Source organism: Vibrio sp. 10N.286.51.B11, assembly GCF_041469245.1.
Classification (GTDB): Bacteria; Pseudomonadota; Gammaproteobacteria; order Enterobacterales; family Vibrionaceae; genus Vibrio; species Vibrio crassostreae_C.
Window position 1 is genome coordinate 1 of record NZ_JBFRKI010000043.1, and the last position, 20,383, is coordinate 20,383.

Sequence of the window (20,383 nt, forward strand, 5' to 3'; positions counted from 1 at the left end):
TGACAGTAGCGGCGTCGTTGGTGCCATTAATTGTCACTTTGATCGTTGACGCTGTGCCATCAACCGACGATACCGTGAAGGTCTCTTCGACTTTATCGCCGACGTTTAATTGATTAAACGCGCTGCTCGCGGTGAATGTCCATTGGCCATTAGCACCAATGGTGAGGTTGCCGTTGGTGCCAGTAATCGAATCCGGTGTGAATGCGTTATCTGGATTATCGACATCGTTGCTGGTTAATGTTCCTGAAGTCGTTACTGCTTTGTCGGTTTCATCGATAGCAACGGTCGCACTGCTGACAGTAGCTTTGTCATTAGTGCCATTTACAGTAATAGTCACTTGATGCGGTGTACCGTCAGCAGAATGAACGGTGATGGTGTCGGTAGCGGTTGCTCCTTTGCCCAATGCTTGAACGTTAGGATTTGTATTATCAAGATCGTACGTCCAAGAGCCAGTATCAGTCAGATGAAGCGTACCAAACGAGCCTGCAATATCGGTACTTCCTGTGGATGAAGTAGCGAAGTGCGCTTCACCGGTATCCACATCCGTTACCGCAAGTGTGCCCGAGGCCTGAAGTTGGGACTCTTCGGTTACCACGCCGGCACTGGTTCCGCTTATCACGGCTTTATCATTGGTGCCGTTAACGGTAATTGCAATTTGATGAGGAGTGCCGTCGGCGGAGTGGATGGTTATGATGTCTGTTGTCGCAGAGCCTTGACCAAGAGCCTGTACTTTTGGGTTTTTATTATCTAGGTCGTAGCTCCAATCGCCATTGTCTTTAAGGTGTAAAGTACCCAGTGTCCCCTTGAGGTCGGAATTAGAAAAATGCGCCTCTTTTGAGTCGATATCGGTGATGTTGAGTTGGCCCGAAACCGTTAGGTTTTTATCTTCAGTAACTTGGCTTGAGCCATTACTTTTCCCGATAGCCAAAAACGAACTTGGTGAATTTGCTGTACTACTCGTGATTACCGCATGGTCGTTGGTGCCATTAATCGTAACCATAACTTGATGCGCTGTGCCATCAGCTGAGTGAACAGTGACGATGTCTGTCGCAGTTGAACCTTGGCCAAGTCTTTGAACTACTGGGTTATTGTTGTCTAAACTGTATGTCCACGCACCGTCTTTGGTGATGCTTAGCGTACCGAAATTACTAGTCACTTGTGAGGCTTGAAAGTGGTCCTCTCCAAGATCAGAGTCCGTTACCGAAAGCTGCCCTTGAACTTGTGTCGTTAAATCTTCAGTTAACGTGCCAGCATCCACACCCGTAATTACGGCATTGTCGTCGTTTCCGCCAATCGTCATATCGATCGTTTGCGGTGTGCCATCTTTGGTGTGAATTGTGAAACTTTCATGCAGTGAAGTGGCTGCGGTTAAAGCTTGAACATTAGAGAGCGAGTTATCAACCTGATACTGCCAATGTCCATCAGCATCGATAGTTAATGAACCATATTTACCTGAGATAACTTCCGGCGTAACCGAACTTTCATTTTGGTCAGGGTCTATGACATCGATTTTGCCGTTCGCATGTAACAAGCCTTGTGAATCAATATTGTGATCTTCTGTTACGACACCTGTTAAGTCTCCAGAAATATTTGGCGTGTCTTGCTTACCTGTTACCGGTATCTGAACAATGATGCTCGAGCCATTAGATAGATGTAACGCAAAATGATCAGTACCTGGTTGGTGCTGGTTTAACAGGATGTATTGAGGAGAATTTGGATTCAATACGAATGTGTATTGACCATTTGCATCAACATGAAGCTCTCCGTACGTACCTTTTATGACTTCTGGCATAAAGGTGACGGGTAAAGCGGGCGTCGTAGGCGCATTCGAATGAGTCGGCTGACCGTTACTCCCTGAGGAGATAGTCGGCATCGATACCGAAGGAATGTAATGGACTTGCGGGTGAGAAAGCGTCGACAAATGATGAGAAGGAACCAAGTGAGAGCTCGAACCATGGGCGGCATGACTTGCACTTAAGGTGGAGTTTACGTCGCTGTCACTCGTCTGAGCTTCTTGGAGAGCAACCGCTGATGAGTCCGCCTTGCTATGGTCATCGGTGACATCTTTTTCGGTCACGTTATTTGCGGTTACTTGATCTGCAGCGTCGCTGGAATTGTCTATACTTTCCGCAGCAGCGTGTTTAGCCAATGATGGCAAAATCATCATGAGTGACTGAAAAAGTGGGATATTCACTTTTAGATGTGAATGCAGTCTGCGCTTCTTTTTTTGTGTTGGTTTCTTTTGTTCTAGCTTGTTACTTTTCTTATTTTTGATTTCTGTATTTTTCTTGTTTGCTTCGACGTTTTTTTTGTTAGCCATTTTTATCATCCGTGAATCGTGGTTGCACTATCTTAAGTAAAATACACAGATAGAGGTTTCGCTAGCTAATTGGATAATTTTTAAAGAAAAAACTGCAAAGTCGAAGAATTATCTCATTTTGATGAAAGAGAGGATGAATACTTTTTCAAAGGTCAGGCAAATATCGGCACAATGGCATTGACCTTACCCTAAGGGTAACGTTTATAGTTGCGGTGTAAATTCAAAGGTAAGCTATGACAAACACATTCCGAAAAACTTGGATTATTGTTTTCAGCATCATTGCGATGTTGATGTCTAGCTATGCCTCAAGCTCCTCAGCCTTGATGACTGAAGTAATGATGATGGAAATGGGGTCGAGCAAGTCGGCTTGTTACCACAGCGATACTTCGGTTAATGATTCAATGGCGGGGTGTCATGTGATGAGTGAAGAAGTACACCCTGAAGACTCTAACATGAGTGCTCATGCTTTGATGGCTCAATTCGATATGTCTTCAATGAGCGAAGACGGCAGTCCGATGATGGGTAACCATTGTTCGAGTGCCGATTGCTGTGCCTCAATGTGTTCTGCAAGTCCCTATCCAATTCAGGCTGTTCAAGCCGTTGATCAACTTTCCTTTTCATTAGCTCGTTTTCAATCGGTCACTATTGGCCAGAAAGTCGCACGCGCTCAATCTTTGCTACGCCCACCTTCCGCATAAATCTATATCTAAAAATACAGCTCTATCAGTTAGATAAACCTGATAAGCCATTCTTTTTTATGCGCTAATTAGCGCTAGATATGGACATTCATTGTGAATATGAAACCAACAACCTCTGTGTTTGTCATGAACACGAGCTTAGTGGTTGCTGCTGCCTTGCCTATGGCCTTGTTTTCAAGTGCTACGCTCGCGGCTACCACGGCGTCAGCTTCAAATGCTCAACACATTTCAGCACATGACCAAGCAAGCTCGACGCAGCAACTCAATACACTGATTGAGATTGCTTTAAGCGAAGATGGAAATCGCAAACAGTACTTTGCTCTGTCTCAAGCGATGCGAGAAACGGGCATTGCCAGCTCGACCTTAATGGACCCGAAATTGAAAGTTGGATTTGGTGGTTTGCCTGTCGATAGCTTTCAATTCGACGAAGACCCGATGACTAATATATCGGTAGGGTTGATGCAGCAGTTTGAGCGTGGCGATACGCTTAACCTCCAACAGAAAAAGGCAGGCCAACAGGCAGATGCTTTAGCTTTGCAGGTGCAAGCAAGAGAATTGACGGTTGCGAATAGCATGACGCAGCTTTGGCTTGAGTTAGGTTATCAGCAAAAGGCTGAGTCGGTGATTCGTCAAAATCGTCGTTTGTTGGTTGAGCTTGAAAACTATGTACAAACCAACTACTCGATTGGTAAAAGTGAAGCGCAAGATCTGCTTAATGCTCAGCTTCAAGTGAGCAAGCTTGATGAAAAGCTACAAGCTAATCAGCAAATTCAGCGTCGTTTAATCTCTCAGCTTTCTGAATGGTTGGGTTCTGATTGGCTAGGATCTCAGGCTCTTGATTCTCTGGGCACACTGAATGCAACTAACCAAATCGATTGGTCGTTGTTGGAAAGCAAATTAGCGACCAATATCGATTCAACCAAGCACTACCAGCTACTGACTGACCATCCTTTGATTAAGATCTCCGATGTCAGTATTTCCTCCAATCAAACTCAGGTTGAGTTAGCCGAGCAAGCTTATACCCCGCAGTTTGGGGTGGAAGTGATGTATGCACACCGTCAAGCCAATAACATGGCAGGTGAACCAGCTTCTGATCTGGTGAGTGCTTATCTGACAGTCGACATCCCGCTGTTTACGGGGAATCGACAAGATAAAAACTTATCGGCTGCTCAGTATCAAGTTGGTGCGGCTAAATCTCAAAAAGACACCTTACTTTCCCAAATGAACGCGCAAGTGAACGCATTGCTGGTGGACAGATCAAATCTGATCCAGCGATTAGATCGCTATCAAACGTCCTTGCTTCCTCAAACTGCAGCTCGAATCAGCGCGGTTGAAAGGGGCTATCAAAACAATACCGCTCAGTTCAACGATGTCATTTTAGCAACGACAGACGAGCTGGCGCTTAAGTTAGAGCAACAACGTTTGATCACCGACCTCAACATCGTTAACAGCAAACTGGCGGCGTTAGTCAGTGGCTTTGAATACCAAGTAAACCAACCACAACTCAGCTCAAGCGCAACTAAACACACAGCCAATCAATAAGGGAATAGACAATGAGTACAGTAAAAGTAGCAACAATCGCTTTATTGGTCGGTGGTGCATTGGGTTTTGGTGTGAACCATTTTCTAATTAATCCAACACATAACATGTCAGCAATGGCAACGAGTACAGGCGCAGATGTAAGTAAACAGGCCAGCGATGAGCCTTTGTATTGGGTAGCTCCGATGGACCCAAATTATCAGCGTGATAAGCCGGGCAAGTCGCCAATGGGGATGGATCTTATCCCTGTGTATGCAGACGATGTGAACGGCGGAGCTAAAGATAAGCCCGGAACCGTGTTTATTGATTCTTCCGTGGAAAATAACCTTGGCGTGAAAACCGCACAAGTCACACGAGAAGCGCTATCACCGCGCATTGAAACCGTGGGTTATGTGGCGTTCGATGAAAGTACATTGTGGCAAACCAACGTAAGAGCAGCTGGTTGGGTTGAGAAGCTCTACATCAACGCAGTGGGTGAGAAGGTAAACAAAGGTGATGTACTTTTCACACTCTATTCTCCAGAGCTTGTTAAAGCACAAGAAGAGTTGATCAGTGCTTATAAAACGGGTCGTAAAGGTTTGATCAAGGGCTCGACTGAACGCTTGGTCACCCTAGGTGTAGATAAAGCGCAGATACGATCCATCGCTCGTAAAGGGAAAGCCTCGCAAACCATCGAAATCAAAGCGCCAGCCGATGGTGTCATCGCTAGCCTGAATATTCGAGAAGGTGGTTATCTTTCACCTGCACAAGCGGTGATCAGTGCTGGCCCATTAGGCGAGGTATGGGTTGATGCTGAGGTGTTTGAGCGCCAAGCACACTGGATCTCATCAGGCAGCAATGCCGAAATGACACTGGATGCGATTCCCGGTAAGGAGTGGCAGGGCAACGTCGATTATGTCTACCCAATTCTGGACCCGAAAACTCGAACCTTGCGCGTTCGTTTGAAGTTCTCCAATCCCCATGGCGAGCTTAAGCCAAATATGTTTGCAAATATTGCGCTGAAACCCATTAGTGATGAAGCGGTTCTTACTATCCCAAGATCTTCGGTGATTCACTCCGGTGGTATGACTCGAGTGGTGATGTCAGAAGGTTCTGGCAAGTATCGCTCTGCTCGTATTGAGGTTGGTCGTGAAGCTGGCGAAAAAATAGAGGTGCTTCAAGGGCTAGAGCAAGGTGAGAGTATTGTCACTTCTGCACACTTCATGTTGGATTCTGAATCGAGCCAATCAGCTGATCTGTCACGCATCAATGGTGTTGAGGAAGAAGCGGAAACCGTATGGGCAAACGGTGAAATTTCCGATGTTATGCAAGGCAGCCGTATGGTGACGATTAACCATCAGCCTGTTCCAGAATGGGATTGGCCGGGCATGGTGATGAATTTCACCTTTGTGGAAGGCTTGGACATGAGTGACGTGCAACGTGGTAAGGCAATTGACTTTGAGATGAGAAAGACAGAGTCAGGGCAGTACGAGGTTGTGGATTACAAGGTGAACAAACACAAGATCGCTGGCGAAGTTTGGGTAACGGGTGACATCACTATGTTGATGGCAGATTTTGGCATGATCACCGTAAAACATCAGCCAGTCCCTGAGTGGAATTGGAAAGCGGGTGAAATGAATTTCCAAGCCAGTGATGACCTTGATTTATCTGAGTTTTCCGAGGGTCAAACCATTCGGTTTCTAGTGGCGAAGCAAGGTTCTGATTATGTGCTCAAATCTCTCGAACCGACGAATAGCACGGGTGAGGGCGAACTATGATCAATGCAATTATTCGCTGGTCTATTAGCAACCGTTTCTTAGTGCTGGTTGCCACTGTCGCCATCGTATTTGGCGGTTTATACAGCGTTAAAAATACACCTGTCGATGCCATTCCTGATTTGTCAGATGTTCAGGTAATCATCAAAACCAGTTATCCGGGTCAAGCCCCACAGGTGGTCGAGGATCAGGTGACTTATCCATTAACCACCGCCATGTTAGCTGTACCGGGTGCTGAAACGGTTCGTGGCTACTCGTTCTTTGGTGATTCCTATGTCTATATCATCTTCAATGACGATACTGATATGTACTGGGCACGTTCACGAGTGTTGGAGTACTTAAGCCAAGTTGCACCTAACTTGCCATCGAGTGCCAAGCCAACACTAGGGCCAGATGCAACCGGTGTGGGCTGGGTTTACAGCTACGTGTTGCAAGATAAAACTGGTCAGCATGACTTAGCGGAACTTCGCAGTTTGCAAGATTGGTTCTTGAAGTATGAATTGCAAACCGTAGAAGGCGTGTCTGAAGTTGCGACCGTTGGCGGCATGGTGAAGCAGTACCAAGTACAGATTGATCCTGCCAAGTTACGTGCATATGACCTGACGCTTCAGCAAGTCAACAAGGCAATCCAAGATGGTAATCAAGAAACAGGAGCGTCTGTTGTTGAGATTGCCGAAGCCGAACACATGGTTCGTACGACCGGTTACCTGACAAGCATTGAAGACATTCAATCTTTGCCGCTAAAAGTGACTGACAAAGGTACTCCTTTGTTATTGGGCGACATTGCCGATATTAACCTTGGCCCACAAATGCGTCGTGGTATCTCGGAACTCAATGGTGAGGGCGAGGCGGTTGGCGGCGTTATCGTGATGCGCTTTGGTGAAAATGCCAGTGAAGTGATCGACTCGGTGAAATCCAAGCTCGCTGAACTGCAAGCTGGCTTACCTGATGGTGTCGAGATTGTCGCGACTTATGACCGCTCTACTTTGATAGATTCAGCCGTTGAAAACCTTTGGAAGAAGCTGGCTGAAGAATTCATCGTGGTCGCCGTGGTGTGTGCGCTGTTCTTGTTCCATATCCGCTCATCACTGGTTATCGCACTAAGCCTGCCTGTTGGTATCTTGGGTGCATTCATTGTGATGCATTGGCAGGGTATTAACGCCAATATCATGTCTCTTGGCGGTATAGCGATTGCGATTGGCGCCATGGTGGATGGTGCCATCGTGATGATCGAGAACGTTCATAAACACATTGAACGGACTCCGCTCACTGACAAAAACCGTTGGCAGGTGATTGGTAAGGCAGCAGAAGAAGTTGGCGCACCGCTGTTCTTCTCTTTGATAATCATTACCTTGAGTTTTGTGCCTGTGTTCGCGCTAGAAGGGCAAGAGGGAAAGATGTTCTCGCCACTTGCATTTACCAAGACGTATGCGATGGCCGCAGCGGCGGGTTTGGCTATCACGCTTGTGCCTGTGTTAATGGGTTATTTCATTCGCGGCAACGTGCTACCTGAACATAAAAACCCAGTAAACCGTAGCCTAGTGGCGATGTACAAACCGCTTCTGAACCTCAGCCTAAAATATCCAAAGGTGATGATTGTTATCGCACTTGGCTTAATGGCATCTGCTTATTACCCAACCAGTAAGCTTGGCAGCGAGTTCATCCCTCCTTTGGACGAAGGGGATTTGATGTACATGCCAACCACGTATCCGGGCATCTCAATAGGTAAGGCTCGTGAGTTGTTGCAACAAACCAATAAGCTTATTAAAACCATTCCAGAAGTCGAAACCACGTGGGGCAAAATTGGTCGAGCAGAGACAGCAACCGATCCTGCGCCACTGACCATGATTGAAACCGTGATTCAGCTTAAACCACGAGATCAGTGGCGTGACGGTGTCACCACTGAGTCTCTGCGTAAAGAGTTTGATGATCTGATTCAATTCCCCGGTTTGACCAACGCTTGGGTCATGCCAATCAAAACGCGTATCGACATGTTGGCGACCGGTATTAAAACGCCAATTGGTATCAAAATCGCAGGCCCAGATCTGAGCGTGATTGAGGATATTGGCTTTCAACTTGAACCCATCCTCAATAGCGTGAGTGGTACGGCTTCTGTCTACGCTGAGCGTGTTGCGGGTGGTCGTTATGTGACGATAGACATCAAACGTCGTTCTGCTGCGCGATATGGCTTGAGCATTAAAGAAGTGCAACAGGTTATTTCGACTGCGGTTGGTGGCATGAACGTGGGCGAAACCGTTGAGGGGCTAGAGCGTTACCCAATCAATGTCCGTTACCCACAAAGCTATCGTGATTCTGTCGTTAAGTTGCAGAACCTGCCGTTAGTGACACCAAATGGAGCGCGAATTGCTTTGTCTGATGTTGCAGATATTCGCTATGAAGATGGACCACCAATGATTAAGACGGAGAACGCGCGTCCTAATGGTTGGGTGTTCGTTGACATCGAAGGTCGCGACCTTGGTTCTTATGTGGCAGAGGCACAAAAAGTCGTTACAGATCAAATTGTTTTGCCTGCGGGTTACTCACTGGCTTGGTCTGGTCAATACGAGTACATGGAACGCGCCAAAGATCGCTTAAGTGTGGTCGTGCCTATCACCATTGCCATCATTATGTTGCTGCTGTATTTGAGCTTCCGCCGTGTCGGTGAAGTGATGATGATCATGCTGACATTGCCACTCGCGATGGTGGGTGGTTTATGGCTGATGCATGTCCTCAATTATAACTTCTCCATTGCGGTGGGTGTGGGCTTTATCGCGCTTGCCGGGGTAGCTGTCGAGATAGGTGTGATCATGTTGGTCTACCTCAACCAGGCGTGGCATTACAAAAAACTCGATGCCGAACAGAACCAACAAAAACTTCAACTTACTGATTTAACCGATGCCATTCGTGAGGGGGCAGGGCTTCGAGTTCGCCCAGTGATGATGACGGTGCTTACGGTGATCATTGGCCTCATTCCAATTATGTACGGCGAAGGTACGGGCTCAGAAGTGATGCAGCGAATTGCTGCGCCAATGATAGGCGGAATGGCGTCTGCATTGTTGCTTACCCTACTGGTGTTGCCTGCAATCTTTAAGCTCTGGAAACAGCGTGAGATTACGCATAGCCAAAACGAGACAAACAAATAACGTATTGACTATTAGCCCTTACTTACCAAAAACAGAGAGGTAAGGGCGCATTACATGAACATGTGAAACCAACAAAACAAACAGAATATATTTAAGGAACGACCATGAAAAAGACACTAATTACTATCGCTTTAACAATCACCGCTTCAACAGCATTTGCTGCAATGGATCATTCAGCTGGTGGCCATTCAAATATGGAACACTCGATGATGAAGAGCGGAGAAATGGACCACTCGAAGATGAGTCACAGCATGATGAAAGGTGGAAAGATGGATCATTCAATGATGATGAACATGGACGGTATGTCTGAAGTAGGCATGCCTGCGACGGGTGCAAAACCGGATAAAGTGGTTCATGTTTTACTAAGTGACGATATGAAAATTACCTTTAAGAACAAGGTCGAAATTGAGCCGAACGATGTGGTGCAGTTCGTTGTGATGAACACAGGCAAGATCGATCACGAATTCTCAATTGGTTCTGCCGCAGAGCAACTAGAGCATCGTGAAATGATGAAAAACATGGGTAATCACGCACATGATTCGGGCAGCACAGTTACAGTTAAGCCGGGCAAAGCGAAGCAATTGCTGTGGCATTTCCATGGTGATAATAACGTAGAGCTCGCGTGTAATATTCCTGGTCACGCTGAAGCAGGTATGGTGAAGTCGTTAACGCTATAAGATGATACACAAGCCATATCTAGTTCAAAGGGATGAATGCTAGGTATGGCTACCTTGTTTTAGTGCTAGTTAGGTATTAGCTTTAAAAGACTATAGGAATAGGAGTTTAAGGATGAATAAGACAGTTCTAGTACTTGCAGTAACGGGTGCTTTAATAACGTGGTCGACCCACAGCGTTGCTGCTAAACCTGAGTGGGCTGGTAAAGGTAAGCCCGATTTAGAAGAAGTGAAAACGCTCGCTGAGGCTAAAAAAGTTGAAGGCGAAATTGATGATCGTGAGAAGCAGCTTGATTCAATGATCGAAGAGAAAAATAAGAAAGCGAAAAAAAGTAAGAACAAAAAAGATAAGCAGAAACTAGATAAAGAACTCGACGATTTGGAAGACGAGAAAGAAGCCCTCGAAGAGAGTAAAGAGAAGCTCAAAGATAAGAAAGAAAAGCTTGAAGATGATATAGATAATGACGAAGAAAAGTCGGGATTAGAAAAGCAGAAAGACAAGAAAGCGGAACAAGAGCGTAAAGAAGAAGGAAAAGGGTCAGAGAAAGGCCAACAGCAGCGTGAAGAAAACAGCAAAAAGTGGTGGAACTTCTGGGAGTAATGCGAGGGCCTTACATCACCAATTCATTTCAACCTATCAGCACAGCCTTGTGTGACCGCTAAGTCATTGGTTAAACATTATGACCAGTTAAAGATAAGTCTCAACCTGTTCAGGAATACATGAACTAACTTGTATTGGCTGAGGCTTATCTGTAGTTAGAATCACTGTAGCAAGATAGAAGTTTCAAGCAGGTGGTGTGCTTCGCCGCTTAGGTGCGGTAGCTCTGCCATGATCTTTTTAAACTTGTCGTCGATTGACTCTGCTTCATTCAGCGATCGAAAAGCCAGTACAGCCTGTTCAGGCTCGCTGTTCACATAACCTTTCAATGTATCTAGCTGAATTTTATTGGCATTTTCAACTTTTGCTAACGCGACATTAATTGCTTCGATGTTAATTGTTAACTCATTGATTTTAAGCATTTTTATTATTTGTGGGTTGTTGCTAATGCGCGCACATTACCACAATGATTTTTGCAGATATTGACCAAGATTATTAAATTGGAACAATTTTGAAAATCATTAAAAGCTGAACTGCAATGTGTGATTTGGATAGGTGTCAGAAATACGAAGCAATTTAAGGAGTTAATAGCTTTGGTTGGTCACTTAGCGTTGATTCGTCAATCTAAGCTTAAATAAAATAAGTTTAGTCAGTATAGATTTAATGATTATGGACTTAGCAAACGGCGAAAATTTTTGAATAGGGTGTCGCTGGAAGAAAGTGCGTAATGAAGCTTAAGGAGAAGTTGGAGCGTGCAGCGGGAATCGAACCCGCATCATCAGCTTGGAAGGCTGAGGTAATAGCCATTATACGATGCACGCACACTGTCTTATGAGTCAGACTGAGGCGTTAAGAGACTTGGAGCGTGCAGCGGGAATCGAACCCGCATCATCAGCTTGGAAGGCTGAGGTAATAGCCATTATACGATGCACGCACATCGTCTTAACGAGTTTGATAATGCCACATCTAACTGAAAACGAAACCTTTTTCTTTCATTTTTATTCTAAGTGCTCGCATAACCACCACTCCGCTAGTTTTTCCATCATGTTCGGCGCTTTCAGAGTGAATAAAACGTGACTAAAATCTCGTTAAAAGGAGGGCGAGAAATATTAGTAGATGTCATGCTGCTTTTTGCGATAAATCCGAGTCAATTTATAAACACGCTTTAGTGGTGCTTAGTTGTCATAAATCTCATGAAAATTAAGGAATTTGGAGTGTTAACATAAACTGATTTTTAATCGTGTTTTGGCGTCCATTAATAACAATATGGATGCATAAATTTAACTTACCAACCAGTCGAAGTATTCAGGAAACTAATCCCAAATGAGTAGAGTTATACGCACCTTTAAGCGTTCGAAGAAAAAAGTAACGAGTTGAGTTGATAATTTACGCAAAAGTCTCGTCATTCCGTCTATCGTTTGGTACATTTGCCGCACATTTTGTCTCCCCTAAAATTCCCATGCCTTCTCAGTTCCGAATTAACAAAATTGTTGAAATTGGTGACACTCTTCACCGCAGTGGCTGTGCTCCTTACAAGCTAGAGAAATACACTCAATTCTATGCAAAAAAGCATGGTGTGGATGTGATGATCCAAGCAACGCCAACTGCGATTAACTATCAATTTCCAGACGATAACAACGCCGTTATTCTTAAGCGTCTAAAGCCTGCGTCAATTAACCTGAGTTTGTTGGCCAATACGATCATTCGTATTAACCAGCCAAGCAGTGAGCCTGTACCAGAACCTGTCGGTTACTCAAAATTTGTGACTGCACTTGCCAATATGGGTATTCCGCCTGCTTATTTGATGCTGGTGGGCAGTACGTTGGAAGCGGTGGGCTTTTCTGCGTTATTGGGTTTGATGGTGTGGGTATGTCAGCAAGTTCTTCATTCACGTCGTGCTATCGCGGTTGAGTTCATCTCGGCACTGCTAACCGGTATCTTCGTGGCGTTTCTGGCGAGCACAGGGTTGCCGATTCCGGTGTGGGCGTTGTGTATCGCCTCGATTGTCTTGTTTGTCCCCGGGTTATCCATAGCTAACGCATTAGAATGTTTGGCGTTTAATGACTTGGTTTCTGGTACCAGCTTGCTAGGGCAGAGCGCCTTAACCCTGATTAAGCTGTTTGTCGGGATTATCATGGGGCTCAACATCGGTGAAGCGATATGGGGACAAGCGGTCTCCATCGACTATACCAATGCGGTACCGATGTGGATGCACATATCTGGCTTGGTGCTGATCTCTGTTTCTATCGGTGTGATGTTCAATGCGCGACCTAAAGACATCTTACTTGGTTTACCAGTAGCGGTTCTCGGTATGTGGGGCCCGTTCTATCTAGGTTTTGATAGTGGTTGGGTTGTCGGTACTTGGGTTACGACGGTTCTTATTACTTTGTACGGAACTTGGATTGCTAAAAAGATGGAGCTCACGGGCTCTATTTATATCGTGCAAGGGATCATCATCTTGGTTCCGGGTAGCCGAGTATTAGTGAGTGCCAGCCAATCGGTGTTTGAACAATCGATTCTGCCTATCCCGAGTATTGGTTTGTCGGCGTTATTCATGTTCTCTGCAATCGTGGCAGGGCAAATCACCGCTTACTCGATTTACTCACCAAAAGTCGAACGTTAAGCCGTTCCGCTTTTCAAACCTTTAAACAAACACAGCTTAGCGGCTGTGTTTGTTCGTTCTAGGTACTGCTCTTTTTTAAGACAATTAGCTCTCCGTAAAACTTGTTAGATTTATGCTCGCTAAGCCTGACAAGAGCCATTAAAATGGAACAAATTCTATTTAAATGAAGTATTAACGTATGTCCTTACCTCCTTGTCCGCAATGCCAATCTGAATATGTCTACCCAGACCAAAACAACCTAATCTGCCCTGAGTGTGCCTATGAGTGGAATCCGGAAGAAGAACGTTTAGAAAGAGAAGCTGCGCGTGTTAAGGACGTGAATGGCGTTGTATTGGAAAGTGGCGATAAAGTTACCTTCATTAAAGATCTAAAAATTAAAGGCAGTTCTAGCGTACTGAAAATCGGCACTAAAGCCGTGATTCGACGCATCAACGAAGGCAAAGATCACCAGCTAGATTGCAAGTTGGATGGTGGCGGTGAAATGTTGGTTACGGCGAAGTACGTTAAGAAGCAATAGTCGATAATCGGTCAAAATTGCGAGTTGCTACTGAACTAAATAGCGTAAAACCGGCGGAGAATTAACATCATATGGACATGGTTAAAGCTGCTCTTTCGCATTCAACTGCCTTTCATCACTATGTGAACGCCTGTGTTGAAGATGGGTTAGATATTTACACGGGCATTTCTGATGGCAGTGATGCCTATTTAGAAAGACGAATTGCTTATTCAAAAGGTGGGGGTTTGCCAGAAGGGTGGACGCCTGCTTCTACTTATTTTTGTTTCGAGTCTGGACGTATTCTTGGAGTGATAAGAGTTCGTCATGGCACCAGTCCGTACATTCACGATGTCATCGGACATATCGGCTACGAGACTTTGCCACAAGCGAGAGGGCGGGGTATCGCAAGTCATATGTTGTCTTGGGTTCAACGGTACGTATTGTCCGAAAGCGCTATTATTACGTGTGAGAGGGGCAATATAGCTTCGCAAAAGGTCATTGAGAAGTGCGGTGGACAATTCCTGAGTACCTTTTATTCAGAGCAAGATAAACACGAAGTCTTACGTTACCAACTAGAACCAAAATGAACATTTAAGCGTGGCATCTTTTGGTTTGATCGGGGTTACTATGTCCCGGTTTAAACGAAAATGAAGCCATAGCCAATTATTGTTGGAGGTATTTTGAAGTATTCAACAAGACCTGCTCAGTCATCAGATTATGAATTTCTGTTCGAGCTTAAGAAGGCCGTTGAGTTTGAACCAATCAAGGCCGTATTTGGCTGGGATGAACAAATTCAACGAGATATACACGCCGAAGAGTGGGCAGAAGAACGCCCTGAAATCATTGAATATCAAGGTAAAGCGATTGGTAGTGTGTTGTTGCAAGACAAAGGCGAGCACTTCTATTTTTGCCGATTCTTTCTACTGCCTGAATATCATGGCAAAGGTATTGGCAGCCAAGTTTTAACGGATTGCTTAGCTCAAGCAGCCAAACTCAATAAGCCTGTGGAGTTGTGTTATTTACAAGGTAATCGAGTTGGGGAGTTGTATTTAAGGTTTGGCTTCGAAATCACCTCGCAAAACGATCAGTTTGTCTATATGTGGCGTGAATAGACACTCATTCAAAATGATCACACCGTGTCGGTAACTTGATAGGCACCTGACACTTATCTAACGTAAAACCTTGTAAAGCTCCCTATGCTTGATGACTAAGCGATTACACTTAGAAAAGATCGAGCGTAAGGGAGTGTGCAATGAATTATTACCCGACTTCAAAAATCGTGGGTGAACAAAGGTTTGGCTTTGGGCCAAAACTAGGTCAAACAACCTATTATTCTCCTGTAGAACAGTTGGATAAAAAGCCATTCGTTCACCAAGCTATACAAGACTTACCGAGTACTGAATCTACTCTGATTAAAGTAGGAGAGAATCGTGTACAACGAATGAAGGCCAAGGGTGACGAACAACAGATGCAAGCCACGAAGAAAGAAGCGCAGTCTTTTCTTCGAACGCAGTATCGACAACAAGCTCAAGCTCGCCACCTACAAAGTGTTGAAACTCCTTATGGTTTTCAAGAGCGCATCATTCAGTTTTGGAGCAATCACTTCGCCATCTCGGTCGATAATCGAAAACTGATGCCCTTGGCCGCCAGCATTGAAAACGATGTGGTTCGCCAGCATTGGAATGGTAACTTTGGCGAGATGCTGATGGCTTCTTCTAAACATCCTGCGATGCTTCTGTATCTCGATAATCAACTCTCGATTGGTCCCAATTCAAAAGTCGGAAAGCGCCGTAATAAGGGGCTCAATGAGAACCTCGCTCGTGAGATCTTAGAACTTCACACTCTTGGCGTTGACGGTTCTTATACTCAGCAAGATGTTATTGCTTTAGCAAAAGGCATTTCAGGCTGGGGCATTAAATTCAAATCTCCTGATGCTGGTTTTCGATACGCTAATAATCTGCATGAGCCAGGAAGTATCACACTGCTTGGAAAGTCCTATTCTCAATCCGGGGTCTCGCAAGGAGAGTCGTGTTTAAAAACCTTAGCGACCCACAAAGACACTGCTGCGCACTTGGTTGATAAGCTTTGCCAGCATTTCATTGGCGACATACCTAAAGAACTCTCAGAGCAAATGGTTGCTGAATATCTGAAAGGCGAGGGAGATTTACTGCCTATCTATCGCTTGTTATTGAACAGCGCTGAGGCGAATAAACCTAACCCTAATCGTTTTAGACCGCCGAAGGAGTGGCTGTTTGCCGTTCTTCGTAGTGCCGATATTTCTTTAAACGAGAAACAGGCATTCAATGCACTCAACAATTTAGGGCAGCCTCCTTTTAAACCGGGTTCACCTGCAGGCTGGTCGGATCAAGACAGAGACTACAATAGCCCTTCGGCGTTGACTCAACGTATGCAAGTTGCGAATAGGCTTGCGTCTGCTGCAATAAAATCGGCTAAAGCGTCAGGAGTTAAGCCGAAAGCGGTAGTGGATAAAGTGATCGCGGGTTTATATGGCGATGCTATTGATGAACACACCCAAATTGTATTGAACAAAGCCGACAGCGCTGCAATGCAACTTTCCCTGTTGTGGCTAAGTCCGCAGTTTCAATATCGTTAGGAGTGGGTATGAAAAAGTCAGATTGTTCTCAGAATAAAGCGCCACATAGTATTAACCGCCGCCAGTTCATGGGTATTGCGGCGGCTGTTGGCGTCAGTGCGATGCTGCCATTTCCAAGCTTTGCCAAAACAGGTTCAGACAATATCTTCATTTGGGTATCACTGCGTGGCGCGATGGATGGTTTAAATGTTGTAGTGCCGCATGCCGATCCGGATTACTCTAATTTGAGACCCAACATCGGATTAAAACCTGAACAGCTAGTGAAGTTGGATGATTTCTTTGGGCTTCACCCATCCCTAAAGCAATGCCATCAATGGTATGAGAGTAACGAACTCAGCTTTGTACACGCTTGTTCAACCGCTTATCGCGAGCGCTCACATTTTGATGGACAGAAGATATTGGAGAATGGCACTTCCGACCCGTTTAACACCGTAGGGTGGATTAACCGTTTACTCACGTTGAGCTCAGAAAAATACGATGGAATAGCGATTGATTCGGGCTTACCACTCATCATGCAGGGCGAATCGACCGTTGCAAGTTGGTACCCAAACCGCTTAAAAACACGTGATAAACAAACGGAACTGCTGGAAGAGTTGTTTCAAAGTGACCAAATGCTGTCTTCAAACTTTGAAAGTGTCATGAAGATAGATCAACTGGTAGGCGACCAAGGTGTCGGCAAACAGTTTAAATCATTGATGGGTAAAACAGGCGACATATTGTCGGCTGATAACGGACCAAACATCGCAGCGTTAGAACTCGGTGGGTGGGACACTCACGCCAATCAAGGCAACGTAAATGGACGGTTGAGTAATCAGCTTAAAACTTTGGATGTTGGGTTAGCGGCTCTCAAAGCTTCACTAGGTGATCGTTGGCAGAAGACAGTGATCATCGCGGCCAGTGAATTTGGTCGAACAGCAAAAGAAAACGGCACCAAAGGCACCGACCACGGCACTGGCAACGTCATGTTTGTTGCGGGTGGTGCGCTGCCATCGTTGAAAGGAGCGGGGGGTAAGGTTATTACCAATTGGCCGGGCTTGAGCCAAAGCCAGCTATATGAAGGCCGAGACCTTAGTCCAACGACTGATATGCGTTCGGTTATCAAGGGTGTGCTCAACCGACATTTATCGATAGAAGTGAAACAACTCAACGCTATCTTCCCTGATAGTGCCGATATTAGACCGATGAATCTTGTCTAGAGGTTTACCAAGACCCAGTTAGATGCGATTCAGTCGTTTGAATCGCTCTCTATTTGTGACTCGCTTGTTTACGATTTAATCGCCAACAGTGCTCCGAACGTCACTAAGCCAAATCCACATGCTTGATTAAGCCTTTTCTTTGCTCTCAATAGATGCTTTTGCAATGTATTCGAAGTAAACAGCATAGCGACAACGCCAAACCATAAACCGTGAAGAACGATCATGTAAAGCCCATAGCCGAGCGCGACATGCTGGTTTTCTGCATCAGGTGAGATGACTTGGCTGAAGATGCTCAAAAAGAACAACATGGTTTTGGGTTGAGCACGTTACACAAGAAGCCTTGGGCTAAATAGCTCCAAACACTGGTGCTTTGCATCTTCGATAGGTGCAAGCTTGTTGTCCGCACTCAAGATACCTTTAGCCCTAGATAAATAAGGTAGGTTGCACCTGCGTATCTAATCATGTCAAACAGCTGCTCATTCTGTGAGATTAAGTAACTGATCCCAAGCATTGAATAACTGATGTGAACACAAATCGCTAAACTCACACCGATTGCAGTCCAAATCCCTGCTTGTCTTCCTTGATTGACACTGTTTTTCAAAACTAAAACGAAATCAGCGCCTGGGCTGATAACAATCAATAGTCCCAATACTGCTAGGCTTAACCACTCCATAATGACTCCAACTCTTTATATTTGATGAGCCAGCATTGTATGGTTTTTTATTGCTGCCTATAATCGAAATGAATTCCACCTATCTGTGAGAAAAAATCACACATGAGACATTTGAAAGCATTTCATATTTTCCACGTAGCAGCGCATTCGAGTAGTTACAGTGAAGCGGCGGATAAACTCAATATCACACATGGCGCGGTGAGTAAGCAGAGCAAGCGTTCCAAGCCTTGGAGACTGGAGTCCATAAGCTTAATCAGCTGAATCATCAAGCGTTGGAAGTTTCATGCGAACCCACATTGACCATGCGTTGGTTAATGCCTCGACTCGGTGATTTCTATAACGAATCCGGAATTGATGTTCGATTGTCGACTGCTGGTGGACCTGTGAACTTGAATGCGACAGGGCTCGATATGGCGATTCGCCGAGATGACTTTAAATTAACCGAGCGTTACGAACAGATACCGCTAGTTGAAGAGTGGGTAGGCCCTGTGTGTTCCCCGGGTTATTGGCAGCAGGTAAAAGATAACTTAGATGATGTGAAATTACTGCACAGCAGTACACGGCCAGATGCTTGGAGTCATTGGGGTGCTATCACTATAGATAAAGTTAATGGTGGAGAGTGGTCAAAAGCTCGAGCGAACCAAACATTTGCACACTTCTACTTTTGCTTTCAGGCGGCTGTCGATGGGTTAGGCATAGCGCTTGGGTCTTATCCACTTGTCGCCGACGATCTTGAAAGAGGTAACTTGATCGCGCCGTTTGGCTTCGTACCTTCTGGTCACCAGTACATATTGCTCACGCAAGATAGCAACCATGAAGAGCCAGAAAGCCCGTTTGTTGTTTGGCTGAAGAATGAGTTATCGCAGTGTGTTCCAACTTTATAGGAACGACATCCGACCTAGAAGTGTGCTTGTCTTATGTCAGGCTCTAGTTCGTTGTTGTGGAAATCACTCAATAGGCAAAGACAGCACACCGCCATTGAGTTCGACTTGTTTTAGCCATTCGGTTGGAATGCCTCCATCTTCCTCGTAGAAACACGCCGCTAATACTGCGCCAATTACAATTGCACGCCCGCAGCTATCGCCCCCACATAAAATGTTGTCGCGGATACCTTGTTTAAAGCTCTGAGCGCCAGCAATGATGCGAATCAGCAGCGGGAACGCGGCACTCAATTCGCAATGCAACCCGAACTTTTTCGCGGCATCTGTTATTGAAAGCTCAGGCGCTGAGAGGGCTTCATCGATTTGATCGTGTATAAACTTGCTGCAGGTTTGTCGTACCATCTCTACTGATTGTAATGGTGAATTGCCTTGTATCGCGGCTTGAATCAGTAGGGTGATGGCTTGTGCCCACTCTACCGCTTTATCATTATTATTAGTGACTCGTACCGCACTCTCTACCATTGCAGGTAAGGTGTGAGAGGTGTAAATACACGCCACTAATGGAATGATCTTTGAGACTGCGGGGAGCTGTGTATCATCCGCGCCACAGGCAGTAATCGGGGCATTTGCCAATTCTAATTGATGGATGTTCAACAAGCTCATACGAGTCGCTTTATCAATATAGCCTCGCCAACTACCACCAAAATCAAACCAGAATCGGAAGTGCTTGATGTAGCTCGCTTCATCGTACTGTTGGTTGTCGACTAAACTGTCGACCATCGCCAATAGCTGAGCACCATACTGTGATTGTTCACCTGCGGTTTTTCCTTGGTGAGCAAAGTAGCCCTTGTCTTGATAATCGAACTGATTCGGTGAGCGAAATTCTGGCTCAAAACCTGCTACGTGTAAGATCCTCTCTTGGTCATATAGCCAGTGCAGCCCCATTGAAGCAGCGTCTCCAACTAATGCGCCGACAACGGCGTAAAAAGCTCTTTCTTTATGATTGTCCATGTTGAGCGATGTCCTTGAGATGAATCAACGTAGTTCGATACGTTAAGTATAGTGATTAGCCGAGCATTTTGCTGTGTTTCTAAGAAGAAATATGAAGGAATAAATCCTGACTGATCAATAACTTAAACCAATCAGGTGAAATGGGTAAGGGTGATGAATAGCT

General features: G+C 45.3%; 15 protein-coding genes, 2 tRNA genes and 2 pseudogenes. 13 read left to right on the forward strand and 6 right to left on the reverse strand.

Annotation, left to right across the window (positions count from 1 at the left end):
- Nucleotides 1–2,320, reverse strand: a 2,320-nt coding sequence (locus tag AB4154_RS20345; protein WP_372123976.1) for a VCBS domain-containing protein, incomplete at its 3' end; no start/stop codon positions are given.
- Nucleotides 2,321–2,553: 233 nt separating this feature from the next.
- Here AB4154_RS20345 and AB4154_RS20350 point away from each other — a divergent pair.
- The 6 genes from AB4154_RS20350 to AB4154_RS20375 all read left to right on the forward strand — a co-directional run bounded on the left by AB4154_RS20350 (nt 2,554) and on the right by AB4154_RS20375 (nt 10,729).
- On the forward strand, nt 2,554–3,018 hold the full coding sequence (locus tag AB4154_RS20350; protein WP_017102898.1) for a hypothetical protein: 465 nt from the start codon (nt 2,554–2,556) through the stop codon (nt 3,016–3,018).
- Nucleotides 3,019–3,117: 99 nt separating this feature from the next.
- Nucleotides 3,118–4,560, forward strand: a complete 1,443-nt coding sequence (locus AB4154_RS20355) for a TolC family protein (RefSeq protein WP_372124019.1) — start codon at nt 3,118–3,120, stop codon at nt 4,558–4,560.
- An 11-nt stretch (nt 4,561–4,571) separates the two neighbouring features.
- Complete coding sequence (locus AB4154_RS20360; protein WP_372123978.1) at nt 4,572–6,314, forward strand: efflux RND transporter periplasmic adaptor subunit; 1,743 nt, start codon at nt 4,572–4,574, stop codon at nt 6,312–6,314.
- The gene (locus AB4154_RS20365; protein ID WP_372123980.1) at nt 6,311–9,454 is read left to right on the forward strand and encodes an efflux RND transporter permease subunit; all 3,144 of its coding nucleotides are present in this window, start codon (nt 6,311–6,313) and stop codon (nt 9,452–9,454) included. Before AB4154_RS20360 ends, AB4154_RS20365 begins: the two co-directional genes overlap by 4 nt.
- Nucleotides 9,455–9,558: 104 nt before the next feature.
- Nucleotides 9,559–10,131 carry a cupredoxin family protein gene (locus AB4154_RS20370; protein WP_372123982.1) on the forward strand — a complete coding sequence of 191 codons (573 nt, stop codon included), beginning with the start codon at nt 9,559–9,561 and terminating at the stop codon, nt 10,129–10,131.
- Between the two features lie 112 nt (nt 10,132–10,243).
- Nucleotides 10,244–10,729, forward strand: a complete 486-nt coding sequence (locus AB4154_RS20375) for a hypothetical protein (protein WP_372123984.1) — start codon at nt 10,244–10,246, stop codon at nt 10,727–10,729.
- Between the two features lie 161 nt (nt 10,730–10,890).
- Here AB4154_RS20375 and AB4154_RS20380 read toward each other — a convergent pair whose 3' ends face one another.
- The 3 genes from AB4154_RS20380 to AB4154_RS20390 form a co-directional block, all read right to left on the reverse strand.
- Nucleotides 10,891–11,148 carry a hypothetical protein gene (locus AB4154_RS20380; RefSeq protein ID WP_372123986.1) on the reverse strand — a complete coding sequence of 86 codons (258 nt, stop codon included), beginning with the start codon at nt 11,146–11,148 and terminating at the stop codon, nt 10,891–10,893.
- A 324-nt stretch (nt 11,149–11,472) separates the two neighbouring features.
- A tRNA-Gly gene (locus AB4154_RS20385) sits at nt 11,473–11,547 on the reverse strand.
- A gap of 38 nt (nt 11,548–11,585) precedes the next feature.
- Nucleotides 11,586–11,660: transfer RNA gene (locus AB4154_RS20390), tRNA-Gly, on the reverse strand.
- Nucleotides 11,661–12,185: 525 nt separating this feature from the next.
- Between AB4154_RS20390 and AB4154_RS20395 the strand changes: the two genes are divergently transcribed.
- The 6 genes from AB4154_RS20395 to AB4154_RS20420 all read left to right on the forward strand — a co-directional run bounded on the left by AB4154_RS20395 (nt 12,186) and on the right by AB4154_RS20420 (nt 17,655).
- Nucleotides 12,186–13,349: a threonine/serine exporter family protein gene (locus tag AB4154_RS20395; protein WP_004731486.1), complete on the forward strand. Its 1,164-nt coding sequence runs from the start codon at nt 12,186–12,188 to the stop codon at nt 13,347–13,349.
- 178 nt (nt 13,350–13,527) lie between these two features.
- Entirely contained in the window at nt 13,528–13,866 is a 339-nt protein-coding gene (locus AB4154_RS20400) for a zinc ribbon domain-containing protein YjdM (RefSeq protein ID WP_004731484.1), read from the forward strand.
- 71 nt (nt 13,867–13,937) lie between these two features.
- Nucleotides 13,938–14,432, forward strand: coding sequence for a GNAT family N-acetyltransferase (locus AB4154_RS20405; protein WP_017081498.1), 495 nt, complete (start codon nt 13,938–13,940; stop codon nt 14,430–14,432).
- Nucleotides 14,433–14,525: 93 nt separating this feature from the next.
- Nucleotides 14,526–14,957: a GNAT family N-acetyltransferase gene (locus tag AB4154_RS20410; protein WP_372123988.1), complete on the forward strand. Its 432-nt coding sequence runs from the start codon at nt 14,526–14,528 to the stop codon at nt 14,955–14,957.
- 140 nt (nt 14,958–15,097) lie between these two features.
- Nucleotides 15,098–16,459, forward strand: coding sequence for a DUF1800 family protein (locus AB4154_RS20415; protein ID WP_372123990.1), 1,362 nt, complete (start codon nt 15,098–15,100; stop codon nt 16,457–16,459).
- Nucleotides 16,460–16,467: 8 nt separating this feature from the next.
- Nucleotides 16,468–17,655 carry a DUF1501 domain-containing protein gene (locus AB4154_RS20420; RefSeq protein WP_102333476.1) on the forward strand — a complete coding sequence of 396 codons (1,188 nt, stop codon included), beginning with the start codon at nt 16,468–16,470 and terminating at the stop codon, nt 17,653–17,655.
- Nucleotides 17,656–17,723: 68 nt separating this feature from the next.
- On the opposite strand, the pseudogene AB4154_RS20425 reads toward AB4154_RS20420, so the two are convergent.
- Nucleotides 17,724–18,328 (reverse strand): annotated as a pseudogene (locus tag AB4154_RS20425) (LysE family translocator).
- Nucleotides 18,329–18,430: 102 nt separating this feature from the next.
- Here AB4154_RS20425 and AB4154_RS20430 point away from each other — a divergent pair.
- Nucleotides 18,431–19,212, forward strand: a pseudogene (locus AB4154_RS20430) (LysR family transcriptional regulator).
- 63 nt (nt 19,213–19,275) lie between these two features.
- Here the strand turns inward: AB4154_RS20430 and AB4154_RS20435 are convergent.
- Nucleotides 19,276–20,220 (reverse strand): ADP-ribosylglycohydrolase family protein, encoded by a 945-nt coding sequence (locus AB4154_RS20435; protein WP_017071527.1) that lies wholly within the window; start codon nt 20,218–20,220, stop codon nt 19,276–19,278.
- Nucleotides 20,221–20,383 lie beyond the last annotated feature (163 nt).

Bases quoted from the DNA above. Each gene is read 5' to 3' on its own strand.
- AB4154_RS20350 (WP_017102898.1), top strand. From the start codon at position 2,554: ATGACAAACACATTCCGAAAAACTTGGATTATTGTTTTCAGCATCATT.
- AB4154_RS20355 (WP_372124019.1), top strand. From the start codon at position 3,118: ATGAAACCAACAACCTCTGTGTTTGTCATGAACACGAGCTTAGTGGTT.
- AB4154_RS20360 (WP_372123978.1), top strand. From the start codon at position 4,572: ATGAGTACAGTAAAAGTAGCAACAATCGCTTTATTGGTCGGTGGTGCA.
- AB4154_RS20365 (WP_372123980.1), top strand. From the start codon at position 6,311: ATGATCAATGCAATTATTCGCTGGTCTATTAGCAACCGTTTCTTAGTG.
- AB4154_RS20370 (WP_372123982.1), top strand. From the start codon at position 9,559: ATGAAAAAGACACTAATTACTATCGCTTTAACAATCACCGCTTCAACA.
- AB4154_RS20375 (WP_372123984.1), top strand. From the start codon at position 10,244: ATGAATAAGACAGTTCTAGTACTTGCAGTAACGGGTGCTTTAATAACG.
- AB4154_RS20380 (WP_372123986.1), bottom strand. From the start codon at position 11,148: ATGCTTAAAATCAATGAGTTAACAATTAACATCGAAGCAATTAATGTC.
- AB4154_RS20395 (WP_004731486.1), top strand. From the start codon at position 12,186: ATGCCTTCTCAGTTCCGAATTAACAAAATTGTTGAAATTGGTGACACT.
- AB4154_RS20400 (WP_004731484.1), top strand. From the start codon at position 13,528: ATGTCCTTACCTCCTTGTCCGCAATGCCAATCTGAATATGTCTACCCA.
- AB4154_RS20405 (WP_017081498.1), top strand. From the start codon at position 13,938: ATGGACATGGTTAAAGCTGCTCTTTCGCATTCAACTGCCTTTCATCAC.
- AB4154_RS20415 (WP_372123990.1), top strand. From the start codon at position 15,098: ATGAATTATTACCCGACTTCAAAAATCGTGGGTGAACAAAGGTTTGGC.
- AB4154_RS20420 (WP_102333476.1), top strand. From the start codon at position 16,468: ATGAAAAAGTCAGATTGTTCTCAGAATAAAGCGCCACATAGTATTAAC.
- AB4154_RS20435 (WP_017071527.1), bottom strand. From the start codon at position 20,220: ATGGACAATCATAAAGAAAGAGCTTTTTACGCCGTTGTCGGCGCATTA.